Consider the following 18,787-nt stretch of genomic DNA (forward strand, 5'->3'; position numbering starts at 1 on the left):
TCGGGGGTCATCAAACGTGTCTATTCTGGCGGCGTGGCGCGGGAGATACGCACCATTTCCTCGCGCGGCACCACCTTGATGCGGGTGCGCCCGGCCGCCTCGCCGAGCGCGAGTTCGTGCTGGTCCAGAGCGTGCCATCCGGTGATGTTCGTGTACTCCACGCCGCGGGAGTTCAGCAGTTCGGTGATGGCGGCGGGTTCGGGATGCTTCGGGGTCCACCAGTTCGCCTGGTCATGGATGACGTGCTTCACGGTTTCCATCGCATCACTCTTGGTGCTGCCGATGAGTCCGACCGGCCCGCGCTTGATCCAGCCCGTCGCGTACACGCCATGGACCACCTGGTCCGCGTCGTCCAGCACCTGGCCCTCGCGATTCGGGATGACGCCCCGATGCTCGTCAAAGGGAACGCCCGGCAGCGCCGAGCCGAAGTACCCGATCGCGCGGTAGACGGCCTGCACCGCCACCTCGCGGATCTCTCCCGTTCCCTCGACGCCACCCTCGCCGTTCGGCCGCGTGCGCTCGAACCTGATCGCCGAGACTCCCGTCGAAGGGTCGCCGATGATGTCGAGTGGCTTCGCGTAGAAGTGCAGATGCAGCCGCCGCGTCGCGGACCCGGTCGTGCGCTCTCGCCACTTCCCCAGGATGCGACTCAGCACCAGCACCTGCTTATTCGTCTCGATGGCCAGCTGCGAGGCGGCGTCCATCTCGAAGTCCTCGTCGTGCAGGATGATGTCCACGTCGTTCAGCTCGCCGAGCTCACGCAGCTCGAGCGGGGTGAACTTCACCTGGTACGGGCCGCGGCGTCCGAAGACGTGCACGTCGGTGACGGGAGAGGCCTTGAGCCCCTCGTAGACGTTCGCCGGTACCTCCGTCGGCAGCAGGTCATCCGCACTCTTGGCGAGCATGCGCGCCACGTCGAGCGCGACATTGCCATTGCCGATCACGGCGACCTCGCGGTGTTTGAGCGGCCATTCCCTGGGCACATCCGGATGCCCGTCGTACCAGCTCACGAAGTCGGCGGCACCGAAGCTGCCGGGCAGGTCGATGCCCGGGATGTCGAGGCTCGCGTCGCGCACGGCGCCGGTGGAGAAGATCACGGCGTTGTAGTGCTCCTTCAGGTCGTCGAGAGTGATGTCGCGACCGTAGAGCACGTTGCCGAACAGGCGGATGCCGCCGCTGTCGAGCACGTCGCGCAGGGCGTTCACGATGCCCTTCACGCGCGGATGATCGGGCGCGACGCCGTAGCGCACGAGCCCGTAGGGTGCGGGGAGCTGCTCGAACAGGTCGATCGAGATGTCGAACGCCTTTTCGGCCTTGTGCAGGATGTCCGCGGCGTAGATTCCCGCGGGCCCGGCACCGACTATGGCGAGTCTGAGTGTGGTCACGGTGTCCTATTCATGGGTCTCGACAGGCTCGACCCGCGAGTGGCCGGTCTGAGCACGAAGCTGGTTCTAGCTGCTGCGTTCGACGATCGAGTCGGCGAAACGGGTGAGCGCCTTCTTAACCGGTCCATTCGGAAGCGGCGCGAGGGCGGCGACGGCCTCGGCGGCCCAACGGTGCGCCTCATCAAGCGTACGTCGAGTCACCTCGTGCGCGCGCAGTTCCGCGATGGCGAGCGCGAGCTGCTCCTCGTGCGCCTCGCCGGAGTGCAGTGCGACGACGTCATGGTCGATGCGCTCGAGCAGGGCGGCGGCATCCGCGTCTGTCTCGGCGAGACGGCGCAGGTACAGCAGCGGCAGGGTCGCCACTCCCGAGCGAAGGTCAGCGCCCGGCATCTTTCCCGTGTCGTCCTCGCGCGGCGCGAGATCGATCACGTCGTCGATGAGCTGGAACGCGACCCCGATGCTCTCGCCGAAGGTCTTCACCGGTTCGGCGTACTCCCGAGGTGCGTTCGAATACATCACGCCGACCTCGGCGGCAGCCGCGATGAGCGAACCGGTCTTGTCACGCAGCACCTGGATGTAGTGCTCGATCGCGTCTTCGCCGTCGCGTGGTCCGATGGTCTCGTGCAGCTGCCCGAGGCACAGGCGCTCGAAGGTCTCTGCCTGCAGCTTGATCGCCTCTTCGCCGAGGCTCGCGATGAGCTTGCTCGCGCGCGCGAACAGGAGGTCGCCGGTGAGGATGGCGACGGAGTTGCCCCACACGCTCTGCGCGCTCGGGACGCCCCGACGCATCTTCGCCTCGTCCATCACGTCGTCGTGATAGAGCGACGCGAGGTGGGTGATCTCGAGCGCTTCGGCCGCCACGATCACGTGCTCGTTGTTGCCGGTGCCGAGTTGTGCGGTGAGCAGCGTGAGAGTGGGACGCACGCGCTTGCCGCCGGCGTCGAGCAGGTAGCGGCTCGTGACATCCGCGAGGTTGTCTGCGAACGACATCTCCCTGAGCAGGCCGACCTCGACCGCGTCGAGACCCTCCTCGATGGCCTCGGCGAATCGCCGCTCGCTTGCGGACGAGAACAGCTTCTCACCGAGCCCCAGCGATGAGCTGAGGGTCGTACTGCGGCGCGCGGGATGGGCGCTGGGTGTCACCTTGGTCAACCTAACGTCGGTATTCCGGAAGCCCTAGGGCGTGGGGTCTGTCGGCTTGGCGGGAGTCTTTTTTGCCGCTGTCTTGCGTGCCGGCTTGTGACCGCGGTGCAGTGCGACGACGCCGGCCGTGAGGTTGCGGTACGCGACGCGGGTGAAACCCGCTCCACGGATCCACTGGCTGAGCGTGCTCTGGTCTGGCCAGTCGGCAATCGACTCGGCGAGATAGCTGTAGGCCTCCGGATTGGAACTGGCGGCATCGACGACGGCGGGCATCACGTACTTGAGGTACGCGGAGTATCCCGCGCGCAGGATCGCAACAGGGGGCGTGGAGAACTCGCAGATCACGAGCCTGCCGCCCGGCTTCAGCACCCGGTACATCTCCTTGAGCGCCCGCTTCGGGTTCTCGATGTTGCGCAGCCCGAATGAAATGGCGACTGCGTCGAACTCGCCGGCCTTGAACGGCAGGGCCATCGCATCCGCCTGAACGAATTCGAGCTGCGGATGCTTCTGTCTGCCGACCTCGATCATGCCGGCGGAGAAATCGGCCGCGACGACATGTGCGCCGCTCTTGGCGAGCGCGATCGAACTTGTGCCCGTGCCGGCCGCGATATCGAGGATGCGTTCGCCAGCCTTCGGGGCGACGGCACGCACCGTGAGAACCCGCCAGATGAGCGAATTGCCGAGGGAGAGCACGGAGTTCGTTCGGTCGTAGTGCTTCGCCACGTCATCGAACATCGCGGCAACATCGACGGGTTGCTTGCTCAGATCTGCTTTCGCCACGGTACGAGTCTAGTTGGGTGCGGTTGGTCGCAAGCCGTGAACGAACCGGCGCCCGGACGCCCTCGGCAGCCCGCTCTCAGGGCCGGCGGTGAAGCCGTGAGAACCCGCCACGGGTAGGCTGATTCGATGACCGAATTCGAGCACCAGACGCCCGTGCTCACGGTCGAAACCACCCCGATCGCCGACGGCGGAGCACTCATACCGCTTCTCGATCCCACGCGCCCTCTGCTGTGGCAGCGACGAGGTTTTGGCCTGGCAGGCGTGGGCGAAGCCGTGCGTCTCGAATTCAGCGGGCCGACACGCATGACGGATGCGGCATCCGCCTGGCAGCGCATCGTCGCGTCGGCGACGGTCACCGATCCGCTCGCGCGCACCGGCACCGGACTCCTCGCCGTCGGAGCGTTCACCTTCGCCGCGCAATCCGCACTGTCGAGCGTGCTCATCGTGCCGTCGATCATCTACGGCCGCGACCCGCAGGGCGCCTGGGTCACGCGCATCGGCGTCGGCGAGCTGCCCCCGCTTCCGACCGCGGCTCCCCCGGGCGACGAGTATCGCATCACCCTCGTTCCCGGATCGATGACGGCGGATGCATACCGCTCGGCGGTCGACTCGGCCGTGGCAAGCATCCGGAACGGCGACCTCAGCAAGGTCGTCCTCGCGCGCGAACTGGTGGGCCGCATGCCCGGCGACGCCGACCTGCGACGGGTCATCGGCGACCTCGCGCTCGGCTACCCCGACTGCTGGACGTTCGGGATCGACGGCTTCTTCGGCTCTAGCCCCGAGACGCTCGTGAGCGTCAACGAGGGCTCCGTCACGGCTCGCGTGCTCGCGGGCAGCGCCGCGAGGGGAACGGATGCGGCCTCCGACCAGGACGCCGCGACCGCGCTCGCAACGTCGGCGAAGGATCTCGACGAGCACCAGTACGGCGTGCAGAGCGTGCTCGCGTCCCTGCGCACCCACAGCCCCAACGTGATCGCGAGCGAGGTGCCGTTCACGCTCAAGCTGCCAAACCTGTGGCATCTGGCGAGCGACGTCGACGGCACGCTCACGGATGGATCGACCGCGCTCGACCTCATCGCCGCAGTGCACCCCACCGCTGCCGTGGCGGGAACGCCGACCGCGAAGGCGCTCGACCTGATCGCCTCGCTCGAGACCTTCGACCGCGGCCGGTACGCGGGCCCCGTGGGCTGGGTCGGCGCCGACGGTGACGGCGAGTGGGCGATCGCGCTGCGCTCGGCGCAGGTCTCTCCGGACGGACGCGTGACGGCATATGCCGGCGCGGGCATAGTGGCGGACTCCGACTCGGAGCGCGAGCTCATGGAGACGAAGATGAAGTTCCGGCCGATCGTCGAGGCGCTCGGTTAGGTGGGGTTGTCGTAACTAGCGGGGCAGGGGAACCTCTATGAGCGTCGGGCCCGACGTGGCGGACAGCGCCTCGTCAAGCTCGCCACGATTGCCCGCGAACAGGTAGTTCCAGCCGTAGGCCTCGGCGAGCGCCTTGAGATTCACGGACTGCGGGGTGAGCAGCACGCGGTCGAACGCATCCGAGGGAGCCGAGTCAGCCACCTCCAGGCCGTCGAAGATCGTGCCACCACCGTCGTTGGCAACGATGACCTGGATGCCCGGTCGTTCCTCGCCGACGCCGAACAGCAGCGAGCCGGCATCGTGCAGCAGGGCCAGGTCGCCGAGAAGCACCCGGGTTGTACCCGCCGCGGCAGCGCCATCCGCCTGGCTCGCGAGCGCGATGCCCAACCCGGTCGCGATCGTGCCGTCGATGCCGGAGAGTCCACGGTTGGCGTGCACGCTGATGCGCTTGCCTGGTACGACGGCATCCGCCTCCCTGATCAGCCGGGAGGCACCGAGGATGAGGCGGTCGTGCGGCCAGGTGACGCGCCAGACCGCTTCGACCAGCATCCGTCTCGTCACCGGCTCGCGGAAAACCTCCATTTGCGAGATCGCCATCTGCGGGCGCGACTGCTCGTAGCTCGGCACCTCCGGGCGCTCCTCGAGCAGCTGCCGACTCGTGTGCACCCAGCTGCCGAGCCAGGCGCGATCCGCGTCGGGCTCACCACTGACCTCGACCGAATCGAGGATGCTCGTCGCACGATGGCCGGGGTTGTAGTCGACCGGCGACGATCCGCGCACGACGATCGTCTCGACGCCGGCGCGCTGGATCAGCGCCGGAAACTCGCGGCTGAGAGTCGGATGCCCGAACACGATCACGCGCTCGATGCGGTGCCCGAAGTGCTCGTCGTTGAGCAGCCGGCGGTAGGCGACGACGAGGTTCGGTCCGAAGTGCGCGCCGCTGGAGACCTCGGCCAGCAGCGGCGCACCAAGGGCGCGGGCTGTCTGCTCGGCGAGTTCACCTGCGCCGTGGCCGGCGATGACGACGGTGTGCGGGTGGGCAGAGAGAGCGGGTCGTGGGTCGAGGCCTCCCGCGGAGATTGTGGCGAGAGGAGGTCTCGACAAGCTCGACCCACGGGAAGCGCTCGACCCGTCGGAATCGCTCACGCCAAGCGGAAGTGCGGCGATCGGGCCCGAGAGCGGCTCCCGGAAACCGACATTGAGCTGCACGGGTCCGGGGGCCGAGGAGTGACCCGCGGCCGCGGAATACGCCTCGCGCGCGAGCTCGCCCGGGAAGTCGGGGCCGAAGCCGGTCTCGCTCGGTGCCTCGACATCCCTGGACCAGCCGGTGGCCATGCCGAAGATGCCGGGCTGCTCGGTCGTCTGGTTCGAGCCGATGCCGCGAAGCTCGAGCGGGCGGTCGGCCGTGAGCAGGATGAGCGGAACGCCAGAGTGGTGAGCCTCGAGCGCCGCGGGGTGCAGGTTCGCCACGGCGGTGCCGGAGGTAGTGACGACGAGCACCGGAAGTCCGGTCTCCACCGCGATTCCGAGGGCGAGGAAGCCCGCCACCCGTTCGTCTATGCGCACGCGCAGCCGAATGACACCAGCGGCCTCATACTCGGCGGCGGCGAGCGCGAGGGCCTGCGATCGCGAGCCCGGGCTGAGCACCACGTCGCGCACTCCCGCGCGCACGAACTCGGCCAGCAACGCCACCGAGAATTCGGTGGCCGGGCTCGCCGCGGGCATCAGTCCTTGCTGTCGTCGTCGAGGTCTGCGAACTCCTGCTCGAGCCTGCGGATGCGCTCGTCCTGCTCCTGGTCTGTGCCGAGACGCCTCAGGAAGGTGGGGTCGTCATCCGGGGCCAGGCGCCGCGTCTGCGGGCGTCCCGTGCTGCGGTCCTTGCCGATGAAGAACCAGAGAAGCGCGCCCACGACGGGCAGCACCAGAATCACGAGTACCCACAGCAGCTTGGGGATGCCGCGGGCGCGACGGTGGTCCGTCATCGCGCAGTCGATGACCGCGTACACCGTGAGACACACGGCCGCGATGCCAGCGATGAACAGGAAACGGGCCATGCCTCGATTCTAATCCTCGGGTGCTGAACGGTGCCTGCGGGATCGGAATCCTGATGCAGGCCGAATGCCTAGACTGGGGACGTGAAATCGTCGCGCGTGTGGATTGTGTACACGATCATCCGTCTGGGTATTTTTGCGATCGCGCTGGCCGTGTTGCTGCTGTTAAACGTGAACCCGTGGGTGGCCGCCGTCGCCGCTGCCGTCATCGGCCTGTGCATCTCGTACATCTTCTTCCGCGGCACCCGCGACCAGCTCGCCGCCGATCTCTACCGCCGTCGGCACACCGAACAGCACGACGCCGACAACGACATCGAGAACGCCGCGCTCGACCGGCTCGAGTCAGAGAAGGCCGACCCCGCGGAGTAACGGTACTTCGCTAGAAGGCGATCGCCGCGCCGAGCCCCAGTCCGTAGACGAGCGCCGTGATGCTCGTGAGCCGCAGCGCCACCATGAACTCCGGCGCGGTCTTCGCCGTCGAGGTGATGATGACCGCCGGTAGCACGGCGAGCAGCGAGAAGTACACGAGCGGCGCCTTGACGTAAAACACGCAGAAGAACGCCAGGATCACGAACGGCACGAGCGCGAACACCCCGAACAGGATGCGCGCGGCACGGCTGCCGACGAGCACCGCGAGCGTGCGCTTGCCCGCGAGCTTGTCCTGATCGAGGTCGCGCAGGTTGTTGACCATGAGCACCGCACAGGCGAGCAGGCCGGCGGCGACACCGGCGAGCCAGCTCTCGATATTCACCGTGCCCACCTGCACGAAGGTCGTGCCCGCGGTCGCCACGAGGCCGAAGAACACGAAGACGAAGACCTCGCCGAGCCCGTAATAGCCATACGGATGCTTGCCGCCGGTGTAGAAATACGCCGCGACGATGCACACCGCGCCGACCGCGAGCAACCAGTAGCTGCCGCTCAGGATCACGACGATCACGCCGGCGATGGCGGCGAGCCCGAAGAACACGAGGGCGACGGTGAGCACGGTGCGCGGCTTCGCGGCACCCGATCCGGTGAGCCGCGAGGGGCCCACCCGGTAGGCATCAGTGCCGCGGATGCCGTCGGAGTAGTCGTTCGCGTAGTTCACACCGATCTGCAGTCCCACCGCGACGGCGAGGCAGAGCAGGATGCGCACCCAGTGCCACTCGGGCATCGAGAGCAGGTAGGCCGCGCCGCTTCCGAGCGCGACGGGGGCCACCGCGAGCGGCAGCGTGCGGATGCGCGCCCCGCCCACCCAGTCACCGAAGCTCGCCTTCTGCACGACGACGCGTGGCTTCTTGCCGCCGGGTCGGCCGCCCTTCTGCACCTTCGCCGCGGTCTTAGCGGGCGTTCTGGAGGGGGTCTTCGCGGGAGTCTTTGCGGGGTCGATGCGCTTCTGCACGGGTTTTCTGTTGGCCACGCACAAATCCTACTGAGCGGATGCTGCCGTGCCCGATTCCTCGCGCGCTGCAAGCTCGGCGAGCGCCACCCGGTCGGGCTTGCCGCTCGACAGCAGCGGAATGCGGTCGATCGCGAACAGGGCCGCCGGTCGCGCGGCGGACCCGAGCGCCGCCTGCACGGCCGCGCGCACCTCGTCCAGGCGCTGCCCCGGGACCGGCACCGGGCGACCAGTTGCATCGACCGACGCCTCGGCGGCGAAGAAGACCACCGGCACTTCTCCCCACTGCACGCTCGGTGATCGCACGGCCACGGCATCCGCAAGCCCGGGCAGGCCGCTCACGATCCTCTCGACCGCCGCCAGGGACACCTTCACTCCCCCGGACTTGATCATGGCGTCGAGTCGGCCGGTCACCGTGAGGATGCCCTCGCGCAGTTCACCGGAGTCGCCGGTGCGGTACCAGCGGTGGCCGCGGTCGTCAAGGAACGTGCGGGCGGTGAGCTCCTCGTCGCCCAGATACCCCTCGGCGAGCGTGCTGCCGCCGAGCTGCACCTCCCCGTCGACGATGCGCACCTCGATCCCGGGCAGCGCCACCCCGTCGTACACGCAGCCGCCCGAGGTCTCGCTCGACCCGTAGGTGCGCGTCACGTTGAGGCCGAGCTCGAGGGAGCGCGCGATGAGGGCGGGCGGCGTGGCCTGTCCGCCGACGAGCAGGCGGTCGAAGCGGCGCAGGCGGTCGAGCACGGGGAGGTCCTGCTCGGCCGCATCGAGCAGCCGCAGCAGCTGGGTCGGAACCAGCGAGGCGAATCGCAGCGGAGCATCCATCGCATCGCTCGCCTCGGCGAACACCTCGGCGTCGAAGTGGCCATCGCCCAGGACGACCGGCTCGGTGCCGCTCGTGATCGAGCGCACGAGCACGTTGATGCCCGCGATGTAGTGGGCGGGCAGGGCCAACAGCCACTGGCCGGGGCCACCCAGCGACGTCTCGGATGCCGCTGCCGAAGCCAGCAGGGCATCCGCGCTCAGTGCGACGCGCTTCGGCGCGCCCGTGGAGCCGCTCGTCTCCACGACGAGCGCGACCCGGCGTGGCACGTCGCTCGGGAGGGCGGACTCGGGCGCCGCCGTGCCCACGTGCCGAGGCAGGATCGCGGGACCGTCACCGCTGAGCGCGTCCCGCAGTGCGGCCAGCACCGCCTGCGGTTCGGCCGGCACGACCGTGAGCGGGCGTGTCATCCGATCACCTCGTGCTCGCAAACGCGCTGCGTTGCGGCAGACGGCGACTCCGCGAGGGCGTGACCCACCATCTGCCGCAACGGGAGGCGATCCATGCCGCGACTCAGTACTGCCACGGGTACGGCGACCAGTCCGGCTCGCGCTTCTCGAGGAACGCATCCCGGCCCTCCACGGCCTCGTCCGTGCCGTAGGCCAGGCGCGTGGCCTCGCCAGCGAACACCTGCTGCCCGACCATACCGTCATCGACCGCATTGAAGGCGAACTTGAGCATGCGGATGGCCGTGGGCGACTTCCCGAGGATCTCGTTCGCCCACTCGAGCGCAACCGTCTCGAGCTCGGCGTGGGGCACCACGGCGTTGATGGCTCCGGTGTCGAGGGCTCGCTGGGCGTCGTACTCCCGGGCGAGGAAGAACACCTCGCGGGCAAACTTCTGGCCGACCTGGCGGGCGAAATACGCGCTTCCGTAGCCGGCGTCGAAGGAGCCGACGTCGGCATCCGTCTGCTTGAAGCGCGCGTGCTCCGCGGATGCGATGGTGAGGTCGCAGACGACGTGCAGCGAGTGCCCGCCCCCGGCCGCCCAGCCCGGAACGACCGCGATGACCACCTTGGGCATGAAGCGGATGAGCCGCTGCACCTCGAGGATGTGGAGGCGTCCGGTTGACGCAGTGCCATCCGCATACTGGTACCCGTCGCGGCCCCGGATGCGCTGGTCGCCCCCCGAGCAGAAGGCCCAGCCGCCGTCCTTGGGGCTCGGTCCGTTGCCGGTGAGCAGCACGACGCCGATGCGCGAGTTCTGCCTCGCGTCGTCGAGCGCACGGTAGAGCTCGTCGACCGTGTGCGGGCGAAAGGCGTTGCGCACCTCCGGCCGGTTGAACGCGACCCTCGCGACGCGCCCGGCGACATCGTGGTGGTAGGTCACGTCGCTCAGACCCTCGAAACCGGCGACGGGCTTCCACGCGGACGAGTCGAACAGGTCGGAGACGAAGTCTGCTTCAGGCATGGGCTAAGCCTACGAGCCGAGGCTGGAATCAGCCGCCGAGGAAGTCGAGCAGGTGGGTGAGGATGAACGGGTTCGCGAGCACGGCGAGGACCATCGCGAGGATGCCGAGCCACCTGGCGGGCCGGCGGAAGGCCGCGAAGAGTCCGACGACGAAGACGACGGCCGTCGCCACGTTGGTCCCCTGCGCGATCGTGGTCGCGGCGGGCCAGTAGCGGCCGACCGCGAGGGTGACGGCCACGGCATCCGCAAGGACGCACAGCGCCACGAGCCCGATGGCGATCCAGCCGAGGGTGGCGGTGGGGCTGCGAGGTGCCGGCGGCTCACCGATCTCGGTCGGTGGCGAGGGCTCCGGCGGCGCGACATCAGGGGTCGAAACGCCCTGTTCTGACTCCTCGCCCATGACACCCCCTCGCCAAGGGAGCCTAGCCGAGCCGGTGCGGCAGACTGGAGCAATGCAGCCGCGAACACAGCAGCCATCACTGCAGGAGCTCGTCGCCTCCGCGCAGGTCGTCTCGCTGCCGATGGCGCACCGTTTTCGCGGGATCGAGACGCGCGAGGCGATGCTGCTGGAAGGCCCGCGAGGGTGGACTGAGTTCTCACCCTTTCTCGAATACGACGATACCGAGGCCGCAGCCTGGCTGGCCGCAGCCATCGAGTTCGGCTGGACCGAACATCCACGGCTCGAGCGCAACCGCGTTCTCGTCAACGCAACGCTGCCGGCGGTTGAGGCCGAGCGCGTCACAGAGGTGCTCGACCGCTTTCCCGGCTGCCGCACGGTCAAGATCAAGGTGGCAGAACCGGGGCAAGAGCTGGCGGATGACGTGGCCCGCGTCGCCGAGGCGCGTCGCTACCTCGGCCCAGAGGGTCGCATTCGCGTCGACGCGAACGGCGCCTGGAACGTGGACGAGGCGGAGCACGCCATCCACGCCATGACCGAGTTCGACCTCGAATACGTGGAGCAGCCCTGTGCGAGCATCGATGAGCTCGCAGACATCCGCAAGCGGGTGAAATATCTCGGCGTGCCGATCGCAGCGGATGAGAGTGTGCGCAAGGCGGCAGACCCGCTCGCGGTCGCACGGGCGAGAGCCGCGGACATCCTCGTCATCAAGGCGCAGCCGCTCGGGGGCAACGCGGCTGCCCTGCGGATCGTGGCCGAGGCGGGCCTGCCCGTCGTCGTCTCGAGTGCGATCGAAACGTCAGTGGGACTCTCGATGGGGCTGCACCTCGCGGCGAGCATCCCCCGGCTCGACTACGACTGCGGGCTCGGCACGGCGGCGCTGCTCGCCGCCGACGTGGTGGAGCGCCCGCTCGTGCCCGAGGCCGGCGGCATCGACGTGCGGCGCGTGGAACCGTCACCGGCGTTGCTCGAACGGCATGCGGCATCCGCCGATCGCACCGCCTGGTGGATGGCACGACTTGAGCGCTGCCACGCGCTTCTCCCCGCCTAGCCCGCCCCACGCCCAGTCCGCATGAGAGATCTCTCATCGCGACTTCCGGTGAATCTCATGGCCATTGGAAAGGGTGGAACCTCGGCACGCGCACGAACAGTGCGACATCACACGGAGAGCAAACATCATGACAAAGACGACGTCAGCGCTAGCGGTAGCGAGCGGAACCCTGGTGACGATGTGCGTCGCCGGAGGCGGCATCATCGGCCTGGCGCACGCGTTCGATCAGCCCCAGAAAGCCACCTCGACACTCACGACCTCGCACGGGGTGACCACGAAGAGCGCGGATACCGACCCGTTCGCGCAGAAGACCGACACGCAAAACGTGGTCGGCACTCCCACAACTCCGCCCGTAACGCGGAGGGGCGCCATCCACGAAGCGCCGCCCGTGGTCGTACCACCGGCTGCACCCAGAATTCTCAGCGTGCCGGTGCCGACCGCCACGCAGCACGCCGCGGATGAGCGGGCATGGAACGACGCCCACCAGTGGATGCACCAGTACGACCCCGACACCACCACGCAGACCGAGAGCGAACCTACCCCAACCGAGCAGACGGCACCTGCACCCCAGCACATGGCGCCGCAGGAGCAGCAGTCTCCGACTCCCCGACACCGCGCCGAGCCGCGCGGCAGCGACTGGGGTCAGCAGCATGTCGGATCGCCCGACGGTCGCCACAGCGCCGATTACGACGGATACCGCTAGAGGCGCGTAGTCCCTACACCGCGGGACGAGGGGTGCTGGCGGCGGCCGGCACCGATTCGCTCGGCGCGGGCAGAGCTGATGCCCTGAGCCGGTATCCCATTCCCCGAACGGTCTCGAGCCGCGCCGCCCCGATTTTGCGCCGCAGGTACCGCACGTACACCTCGACCACGTTCGAGCCCGGGTCGTAGTCGAAACCCCAGACCCGGCTCAGAAGTTGCTCGCGGCTGAGCACCTGCTCGGGGTTCTGCATGAACTCCTGGGCGAGTCCGAACTCGCGCGCCGAGAGGTCGACCTCGCGACCGTGCACCGTGATGCGCCTCGTGCGGAGATCGAGGCTCAGGTCGCCGCACTCGATCAACTGCGGGTTCGACTCGACGGCGGCATCCTGCACGCGCAGTCGCACGCGGGCGAGCAGTTCGTCGAAGCGGAACGGCTTCGACATGTAGTCGTTGGCGCCCTCCTCGAGGGCGGAGACGGTGTCGACCGCCGACTCGCGCGCGGTCAGCACGATCACGGCAATGCTGTCACCCGTCTCGCGCAGGTTGCGCAAAACCTCGAGACCGTCGAGTTTCGGCAGCCCGATGTCGAGAAGCAGGAGGTCGAACTCACCCCCACTGATCGCATTGAGCGCGGAAACGCCGTTGTCGACCGTCGTCACACCGAAGCCGGCCGAACGGAGCCCCTTCTCGAGGAACGACGCGATGCGCTCCTCGTCTTCCGCGATCAAAATGTTTGCCACTACTGATCCTTTCGTTCCCGTCGAGGTATGCGGATGACGAACCTCGACCCTGCGCCCGGCTTGCTCTCCGCAAACGCCCGGCCACCGTGCGCCTCAGCGATGGCCCCGACAATGGACAGGCCGAGTCCGGCGCCATCCACCCCCCTGCCTTCGTCGGCGCGAGCGAAACGCTGGAAGATCTGGGCGAGCTGATTCTTCTCTACACCCTTGCCCTGATCCCTCACCCATAGCTCGAACTCCGCCTCGTCCCTCACGGCGCTGCCGATTCCGATCGCCGTGCCCGGCCGGGAGAACTTCACGGCGTTCTCGGCGAGCTGCAGCAATGCCTGGGTGATGCGAGCGGGGTCAACGAAGGCAGTCCCGTCGGCCGTCTCCTCGAGCCGCCAGGTGCGCTCGTTAGAGAGCGCACTGGCCTTGGAGAAGACCGCCTCGGTGAGCTCGTCGAGCTTCGTGGACTCCGGCTGAACGAAATCGGGAATGCGGGTCTTGGCGAGGAGGGCGATGTCGGCCACGAGGCCGCTCATCCGGTCGAGTTCATCGAGCACCAGGTCGCGAGTGGCGCGCACGTCGTCGGGGGAGTCCGGTTCGATCAGCTCGAGGTGTCCGCGAACCACGGTGATCGGCGTCTTGAGTTCGTGACCGACGTCGTCGAGCAGCAGGCGCTGAGCGGAGAATGCGCCGTCGAGCCTTTCGAGCATGTCGTTCACCGTGACCGTGAGCTCGGAGACGTCGTCGGCACCGACAACGGCGATGCGCTCTGACAGATCCGTCTCGGTGATGCGTGCGGCGGTCTCCCGAAGCGAACGGATGGGACGCAACAGCCGTCCGGCGACCACCCAGCCGACGAGTCCAACCGCCACGAGGGCGAGCGCGGCCACGACAGTGTAGATCGTCAGCCCGTCACGGATCTCGGCAAGCTCCGCGTCGAGGTTGTATGCCGCCACGTAGAGCCCGCGTGAATGGTCCGCGCCGATCTTGACCGGGATGATCACGTAGCGCAGTTCCCCCGCGCGCGAGCCGGAGGTTCCCATCACCACCCGCGTCGAATCCGCGGTGTCCACGACGCGATTGATGAAGGCGGCGTCCCGGTCGAGTCGAAAGCTGAGATCGGCGGACGGCAGCATCGTCGCGCGGCCGTCGACGATGCCGACGATGCTCTCGTGGATGTCGGGAAGCACGCGCTGCATCGCCTTCGTCAGGAAGTCCCGCACCGTCGTGGGAACGCCGTCACCGCCCTCGTCGTCAGCCACGGATTGAAGGCTCCGCACGGTTTCGGAGAGCTTCGAATCGATCTGTGCCAGCGCCCGGTCGCGTTGCACGAAGAACGCAGCGCCCCCGGCGAGCGTCATCCCCAGAGCCGTGACGAAGAGGATTGATGCCAGGATGCGCACCCGAACCGAGCGCAGGCCAGACACGCTCCCAGCCTAGTCGCCCCTACTTCGGGGGCCACCCGGGTGACGCCGCTTTACTCACGCGCCGGAACGGAGGCAGGATCAGGACGGCGACCCAGCGAGGTGGCGTCAGCTCTGCCGCCCCAGCATTTCGGTGATTGACCCGTGAGCGATATAGCCGAGCGCTCGCCGCACGACCTCCGGGTCGAAAACGTTCGAATGGAACGAGGCCGTGATCTGGAGGACGCTCGCAACCACCACCACAGTGACGGTAATGTGTTCCGGGCCTCCTGTCGGCACCATTACAGCAGCGGTTCGGTGCTCCGGATCCGCCGTCCACGGAAGTCGCTGGAGCGCGCGCGCGACACCCAGGTTGTTGAAGACCATGTGCGCCGTCGGGGCCTTGCGCCGCTTGGACCCCTCGCGGGTCTGCGTTCGGGCGATCGTGTACCGTCCGACACCGACGAGGAGTGCGGCCAGTGGACGTGCTGAGGTGATCTGGGCTTTTATCGCCACGCCAAGCTGCGCCGGATCCTCCGGATCGTCCACTCGCACCGGCAGTCCGGTGACAAAGTTGCCTCTCACCTCGCCCGATCCGCTCGGTAGGTATTGGCGAGCATCGTAAATCATCGTCTGCTCGTGCTGCAGCCGGATGCCCGCCCTGACCAGCGCCGCTCGAACGACCACGAGCAGCGCGGACGACACGGTCGCACCCTGATCGGACTGCCTCACACACTGTCGGATTTCCCGTAGTTGCGAGGCCGGAACGACGACGTGTACCGACGCCCGCTGGGCCGTCCACGAGACCATCTCGCTCTTGGTGTCTGGATCGTCGTTTTGCCACCGTCTATCCGCACGGCGCGCAGCGAACAGATCACGACGAGCCTGTGGGTTGGCGAGGAACGTTGTGCGCGCGGCCTTCCAGAGCGGAAATCTCTCCGAGTGCGACGTGAGCCAATCGGGATACTCCGTGTCGCCGATCCCCATGTGTGCGAGCGTCGTCAGACGATCGAGAAACCCCTTGCCGTCTCCCAGCACGTGGTCGCCGACCTCGATGAGATAGTCACCCGCGACAAAGAAATGAAGCGGATGCTGCGGCGTAATCATCGAAACCTGCGCGAGCCCGACATCGACGACTGTTTCGGCCGTCGCCGCAGGCAATTGGGTGACGAGTTGCTCACACCAGCTGTCGGTGGCACTCGCGTCGTAGTACCAGGATTTACCGCGCGGTCTTGAGCTGATGGCAATTCGCGTACGCGGACCGATCCTGGCTATCTTCTGCAACGCCTGCACGTAGTGGGCAACGTCGGTCGTGACGATGGGCCCGACTATGCCCACGACGACCTGGCCGCGCAACATCCGATCGCGCGCGTGGATACGGAAGCGCCGAACTCCGACGCTCACCCGGACGTCACCACTCGGAAATCTCCTTTGGCTGTGAGGCAAGGCATTTCTGAGGGCCGGTGAGCCGTCCTCGCTGCGAGGTTCAGGTTACAACAGACGACACGCGCGCAGAACGGGAAGGATGCGAGGCAGGATCAGGACGGCAGCCCCGAGTAGGTGTGGAGCCCCTTGAAGAACAGGTTCACGATCGTGAAGTTGAACATGACCGCGCTGAAGCCGACGATCGCGAGCCAGGCCGAGCGGGAGCCGCGCCAGCCGCGCGTCGCCCTCGCATGGATGTACCCGGCGAAGAGGGTCCAGATGATGAAGGTCCAGACCTCCTTCGTGTCCCAGCCCCAGTAGCGACCCCAAGCGTGCTCGGCCCAGATCGAGCCCGCGATGAGGGTGAAGGTCCAGAACACGAAGCCGACCACGACGACACGGTAGGCGAGCGTCTCGAGGCGCTCGGCATCCGGAAGCGTGCCGAGGAACTTGGCCGACTCGAACTTGCCCGCCTCGCGCCTGCCCTGCACGAGCTGAATGATCGACAGCCCTCCGCCGATGGCAAAGAAGGCGGTGCCAAGCGTCGCGACGAACACGTGGATGACGAGCCAGTACGACTGCAGTGCCGGCGGCAGCGGAACCACCGCGACGTAGAAGTTGACGGTGCCGACGCCGAGGGTGATCAGACCGAAGCCTGTGATGTACGCGCCCAGGAACTTCAGGTCGAGCCACAGCTGCACGAAGATGAAGACACCGACAATGATGGCGGATGCGGTGAGCGAGAACTCGAACATGTTCGCCCAGGGAACGCGCCCGGCCGCCACGCCGCGCAGCACGGTGCCGACGACGTGGAGGATCCAGCCGAGCACGGTGAGCGCGAACGCGACGCGCTCGAAGCGGCTGATGCGGCGCGTGGGAACGGTCGGAGCGGCGTCCAGCCTCTCGAGCGTCGCCGTGGTGCCGCCGGCCCTGGTGAGCACACCCACGCGGTTCGCTGCGGCCTGTGCAACCGGAGCCGAGGACTCGGCGGTGCGTTTGGCCAGGTCGAGGGTGAACGCGATGAACGCGAACATGTAGACGGCCATCGCCGAATAGATCGCTATCAGTGAGTATGAGGAGAGCGTTGCGGTCACGCTGCCAGCCTAAGCCCGAGTAGCCGCGCGTGGCGCCGAGCGATATCGGCGACAGCCGCGTCGAGACCTGGGTCCTCCCCGCGCGCGAGTCCGGCGTATTCGATGCGGAGCGTTCCGTCCTCCCCCTCGATGACCTTCACCCACACGCGGCGGCGCGGAACGAACAGTGAGGTGAGCAGCCCCAGCACCGCGAACGAAACGAACAGCAGCACCCAACCCTGGGTCGGATCGCTGTGCACGTCGAGCGAGACGAACCGCTTCACGCTCTTGGAGAGGTCGTTTGAGGCGGCCTTGGGAGACGCGTTTTCGAACGCGATCGAGCCGTAACCGCCGGGCAGGGTCGCCGTCTCGCCCGGCTTCAGTTCGAGTGCGGGAGTCGTCGCCGTTCCACCGGCGATCTGGGTCATGCCGGTCGGGTCGAGCGAGTACACCGACTTCGGGACGCCCTTATTGATGCCGAGGTCACCCGCGTAGACGCGCAGGGTGAGCAGGGGATTGCCGAGGTCGGGATGCACGGAGGTGAACGCTCCCGAGCTGAGTGGACTCGCCGTGGGGTAGAAGAAACCGACCATCCCGAGCTGCTTCTTCAACCCGTCCGGCACCTTCACGGTGCAGATCGACGTTAGGTTCGCATCCTGTGGAAGGCACAGCACGTTGTCGGTGAAGACCACTTTGCCCCCCGCGTCGCGCACGGTGATCTTCGGCGCGTAACCGTTGCCCAGCAGATAGACCTCGTTGCCGCCGAGGCGCAGCGGGTCGTTCACCTTCAACACCCGCTTCGTGCCGGAGTCGCCGGGGCCGTAGCTCGTGAGCTTTGCCGTGAAGTCGATCGCCTCGCCGAGCGCATCGAGATTCTTGGCCTCGTACTTCGCCTCGAAGGAGTTCACGACGAGCCGGTACGGCTGAAGGAAGTCATCGCTGAACAGGCGCCCCGGGTTGAAGGAGTCGAACGCGCCGCGAACGTTGACGAAGGACTGTCCCACGACGACGGCCTTCTGCCCGGTGTAGCCGATGCTGCCACCGACGCCCACGGCGATGAGCACGCCGAGTAGCGCGGTGTGGAAGACGAGGTTGCCCGTCTCGCGAAGATAGCCGCGTTCTGCCGAGACCGAGAGCTCCCTGCCGGAGAAGAGTTCCGTGCGGTACCCCGACTTGCGCAGCAGAGAGCGGGCGGACTCGATGACCGTGGCTGCCGTGTACGGCTTACCGTCGGCATCCGTCTCGCCCGCGGGCAGGTCGAATGCGGCGAAGGCGCTGAGTCGCTCGAGCCTGGCCGGGGTCTTCGGTGGCTTCGACCGCAGCGCGCGCAGGTGGTGCATGGTGCGCGGGATGACGCAGCCGATGAGCGAGATGAACAGCAGCAGGTAGATGGCCGAGAACCACACCGAGCTGTACACGTCGAAGAGCTGGAACCTGTCGAGGATCGGTGCGGAGTCGGGATTCGCGGCGAAGTACTGGGTGACGCCGTTCGGGTCGGCTGCACGCTGCGGGAAGAGCGAGCCGGGAACCGCGGCGATCGCGAGCAACAGGAGGAGGAGGAGCGCCGTGCGCATGTTCGTGAGTTGACGCCAGATGAAGCGGGCGGTGCCGACGAAGCCGAGCTTCGGCAGCGTCACACCCTCTTCCTTCGGTGCCGGCGCGGGTGAGTCGTA

At 67.5% G+C, this 18,787-nt stretch carries 18 protein-coding genes; 4 read left to right on the forward strand and 14 right to left on the reverse strand.

What is annotated here, in order from left to right:
- Window positions 1–20: 20 nt before the first annotated feature.
- The 3 genes from ABUA37_RS13695 to ubiE all read right to left on the reverse strand — a co-directional run bounded on the left by ABUA37_RS13695 (window position 21) and on the right by ubiE (window position 3,308).
- Window positions 21–1,385: an FAD-dependent oxidoreductase gene (locus tag ABUA37_RS13695; RefSeq protein ID WP_349899770.1), complete on the reverse strand. Its 1,365-nt coding sequence runs from the start codon at window positions 1,383–1,385 to the stop codon at window positions 21–23.
- A gap of 66 nt (window positions 1,386–1,451) precedes the next feature.
- A complete protein-coding gene (locus tag ABUA37_RS13700) occupies window positions 1,452–2,528 on the reverse strand; it encodes a polyprenyl synthetase family protein (RefSeq protein WP_349899771.1) in 1,077 nt (358 codons plus the stop codon).
- Between the two features lie 33 nt (window positions 2,529–2,561).
- On the reverse strand, window positions 2,562–3,308 hold the full coding sequence (gene ubiE / locus ABUA37_RS13705) for a bifunctional demethylmenaquinone methyltransferase/2-methoxy-6-polyprenyl-1,4-benzoquinol methylase UbiE (protein WP_349899772.1): 747 nt from the start codon (window positions 3,306–3,308) through the stop codon (window positions 2,562–2,564).
- A gap of 126 nt (window positions 3,309–3,434) precedes the next feature.
- On the opposite strand from ubiE, the gene ABUA37_RS13710 reads away from it, so the two are divergent.
- Window positions 3,435–4,673 carry an isochorismate synthase gene (locus ABUA37_RS13710; RefSeq protein WP_349899773.1) on the forward strand — a complete coding sequence of 413 codons (1,239 nt, stop codon included), beginning with the start codon at window positions 3,435–3,437 and terminating at the stop codon, window positions 4,671–4,673.
- Between the two features lie 15 nt (window positions 4,674–4,688).
- On the opposite strand, the gene menD is transcribed toward ABUA37_RS13710, so the two are convergent.
- Complete coding sequence (menD, locus tag ABUA37_RS13715) at window positions 4,689–6,398, reverse strand: 2-succinyl-5-enolpyruvyl-6-hydroxy-3-cyclohexene-1-carboxylic-acid synthase (protein WP_349899774.1); 1,710 nt, start codon at window positions 6,396–6,398, stop codon at window positions 4,689–4,691.
- Window positions 6,398–6,727, reverse strand: a complete 330-nt coding sequence (locus ABUA37_RS13720; RefSeq protein WP_349899775.1) for a PLDc N-terminal domain-containing protein — start codon at window positions 6,725–6,727, stop codon at window positions 6,398–6,400. Before ABUA37_RS13720 ends, menD begins: the two co-directional genes overlap by 1 nt.
- Window positions 6,728–6,808: 81 nt before the next feature.
- On the opposite strand from ABUA37_RS13720, the gene ABUA37_RS13725 reads away from it, so the two are divergent.
- Window positions 6,809–7,093 carry a DUF4229 domain-containing protein gene (locus ABUA37_RS13725; RefSeq protein ID WP_349899776.1) on the forward strand — a complete coding sequence of 95 codons (285 nt, stop codon included), beginning with the start codon at window positions 6,809–6,811 and terminating at the stop codon, window positions 7,091–7,093.
- 10 nt (window positions 7,094–7,103) lie between these two features.
- Here ABUA37_RS13725 and ABUA37_RS13730 read toward each other — a convergent pair whose 3' ends face one another.
- The 4 genes from ABUA37_RS13730 to ABUA37_RS13745 form a co-directional block, all read right to left on the reverse strand.
- Window positions 7,104–8,123, reverse strand: a complete 1,020-nt coding sequence (locus ABUA37_RS13730) for a 1,4-dihydroxy-2-naphthoate polyprenyltransferase (RefSeq protein ID WP_407075386.1) — start codon at window positions 8,121–8,123, stop codon at window positions 7,104–7,106.
- Between the two features lie 9 nt (window positions 8,124–8,132).
- The gene (locus ABUA37_RS13735) at window positions 8,133–9,335 is read right to left on the reverse strand and encodes an AMP-binding protein (RefSeq protein WP_349899777.1); all 1,203 of its coding nucleotides are present in this window, start codon (window positions 9,333–9,335) and stop codon (window positions 8,133–8,135) included.
- A 103-nt stretch (window positions 9,336–9,438) separates the two neighbouring features.
- Complete coding sequence (locus tag ABUA37_RS13740) at window positions 9,439–10,335, reverse strand: 1,4-dihydroxy-2-naphthoyl-CoA synthase (protein ID WP_349899778.1); 897 nt, start codon at window positions 10,333–10,335, stop codon at window positions 9,439–9,441.
- 28 nt (window positions 10,336–10,363) lie between these two features.
- Window positions 10,364–10,735: a hypothetical protein gene (locus tag ABUA37_RS13745; protein WP_349899779.1), complete on the reverse strand. Its 372-nt coding sequence runs from the start codon at window positions 10,733–10,735 to the stop codon at window positions 10,364–10,366.
- Between the two features lie 52 nt (window positions 10,736–10,787).
- Here ABUA37_RS13745 and ABUA37_RS13750 point away from each other — a divergent pair, with 52 nt between their 5' ends.
- Window positions 10,788–11,783 (forward strand): o-succinylbenzoate synthase, encoded by a 996-nt coding sequence (locus ABUA37_RS13750; RefSeq protein ID WP_349899780.1) that lies wholly within the window; start codon window positions 10,788–10,790, stop codon window positions 11,781–11,783.
- A 127-nt stretch (window positions 11,784–11,910) separates the two neighbouring features.
- Window positions 11,911–12,486, forward strand: coding sequence for a hypothetical protein (locus ABUA37_RS13755; protein WP_349899781.1), 576 nt, complete (start codon window positions 11,911–11,913; stop codon window positions 12,484–12,486).
- A gap of 13 nt (window positions 12,487–12,499) precedes the next feature.
- On the opposite strand, the gene ABUA37_RS13760 is transcribed toward ABUA37_RS13755, so the two are convergent.
- The 5 genes from ABUA37_RS13760 to resB form a co-directional block, all read right to left on the reverse strand.
- Window positions 12,500–13,225 (reverse strand): response regulator transcription factor, encoded by a 726-nt coding sequence (locus ABUA37_RS13760; protein WP_349899782.1) that lies wholly within the window; start codon window positions 13,223–13,225, stop codon window positions 12,500–12,502.
- Window positions 13,225–14,640: a sensor histidine kinase gene (locus ABUA37_RS13765; RefSeq protein ID WP_349899783.1), complete on the reverse strand. Its 1,416-nt coding sequence runs from the start codon at window positions 14,638–14,640 to the stop codon at window positions 13,225–13,227. The genes ABUA37_RS13760 and ABUA37_RS13765 overlap by 1 nt, the downstream gene beginning before the upstream one ends.
- A 105-nt stretch (window positions 14,641–14,745) precedes the next feature.
- Complete coding sequence (locus ABUA37_RS13770; protein ID WP_349899784.1) at window positions 14,746–16,020, reverse strand: hypothetical protein; 1,275 nt, start codon at window positions 16,018–16,020, stop codon at window positions 14,746–14,748.
- 134 nt (window positions 16,021–16,154) lie between these two features.
- Entirely contained in the window at window positions 16,155–17,135 is a 981-nt protein-coding gene (gene ccsB / locus ABUA37_RS13775) for a c-type cytochrome biogenesis protein CcsB (RefSeq protein WP_349899785.1), read from the reverse strand.
- Window positions 17,132–18,751, reverse strand: a complete 1,620-nt coding sequence (resB, locus tag ABUA37_RS13780) for a cytochrome c biogenesis protein ResB (protein ID WP_349899786.1) — start codon at window positions 18,749–18,751, stop codon at window positions 17,132–17,134. Before resB ends, ccsB begins: the two co-directional genes overlap by 4 nt.
- Between the last annotated feature and the right edge of the window lie 36 nt (window positions 18,752–18,787).

Source organism: Parafrigoribacterium soli (genome assembly GCF_040227235.1).
Classification (GTDB): domain Bacteria; phylum Actinomycetota; class Actinomycetes; order Actinomycetales; family Microbacteriaceae; genus Parafrigoribacterium_A; species Parafrigoribacterium_A soli.

What these genes read in the sequence shown, in the direction of transcription:
- ABUA37_RS13710 (WP_349899773.1), top strand. Translation starts at nt 3,435, where the DNA reads ATGACCGAATTCGAGCACCAGACGCCCGTGCTCACGGTCGAAACCACC.
- menD (WP_349899774.1), bottom strand. Translation starts at nt 6,398, where the DNA reads ATGCCCGCGGCGAGCCCGGCCACCGAATTCTCGGTGGCGTTGCTGGCC.
- ABUA37_RS13720 (WP_349899775.1), bottom strand. Translation starts at nt 6,727, where the DNA reads ATGGCCCGTTTCCTGTTCATCGCTGGCATCGCGGCCGTGTGTCTCACG.
- ABUA37_RS13735 (WP_349899777.1), bottom strand. Translation starts at nt 9,335, where the DNA reads ATGACACGCCCGCTCACGGTCGTGCCGGCCGAACCGCAGGCGGTGCTG.
- ABUA37_RS13740 (WP_349899778.1), bottom strand. Translation starts at nt 10,335, where the DNA reads ATGCCTGAAGCAGACTTCGTCTCCGACCTGTTCGACTCGTCCGCGTGG.
- ABUA37_RS13745 (WP_349899779.1), bottom strand. Translation starts at nt 10,735, where the DNA reads ATGGGCGAGGAGTCAGAACAGGGCGTTTCGACCCCTGATGTCGCGCCG.
- ABUA37_RS13750 (WP_349899780.1), top strand. Translation starts at nt 10,788, where the DNA reads ATGCAGCCGCGAACACAGCAGCCATCACTGCAGGAGCTCGTCGCCTCC.
- ABUA37_RS13755 (WP_349899781.1), top strand. Translation starts at nt 11,911, where the DNA reads ATGACAAAGACGACGTCAGCGCTAGCGGTAGCGAGCGGAACCCTGGTG.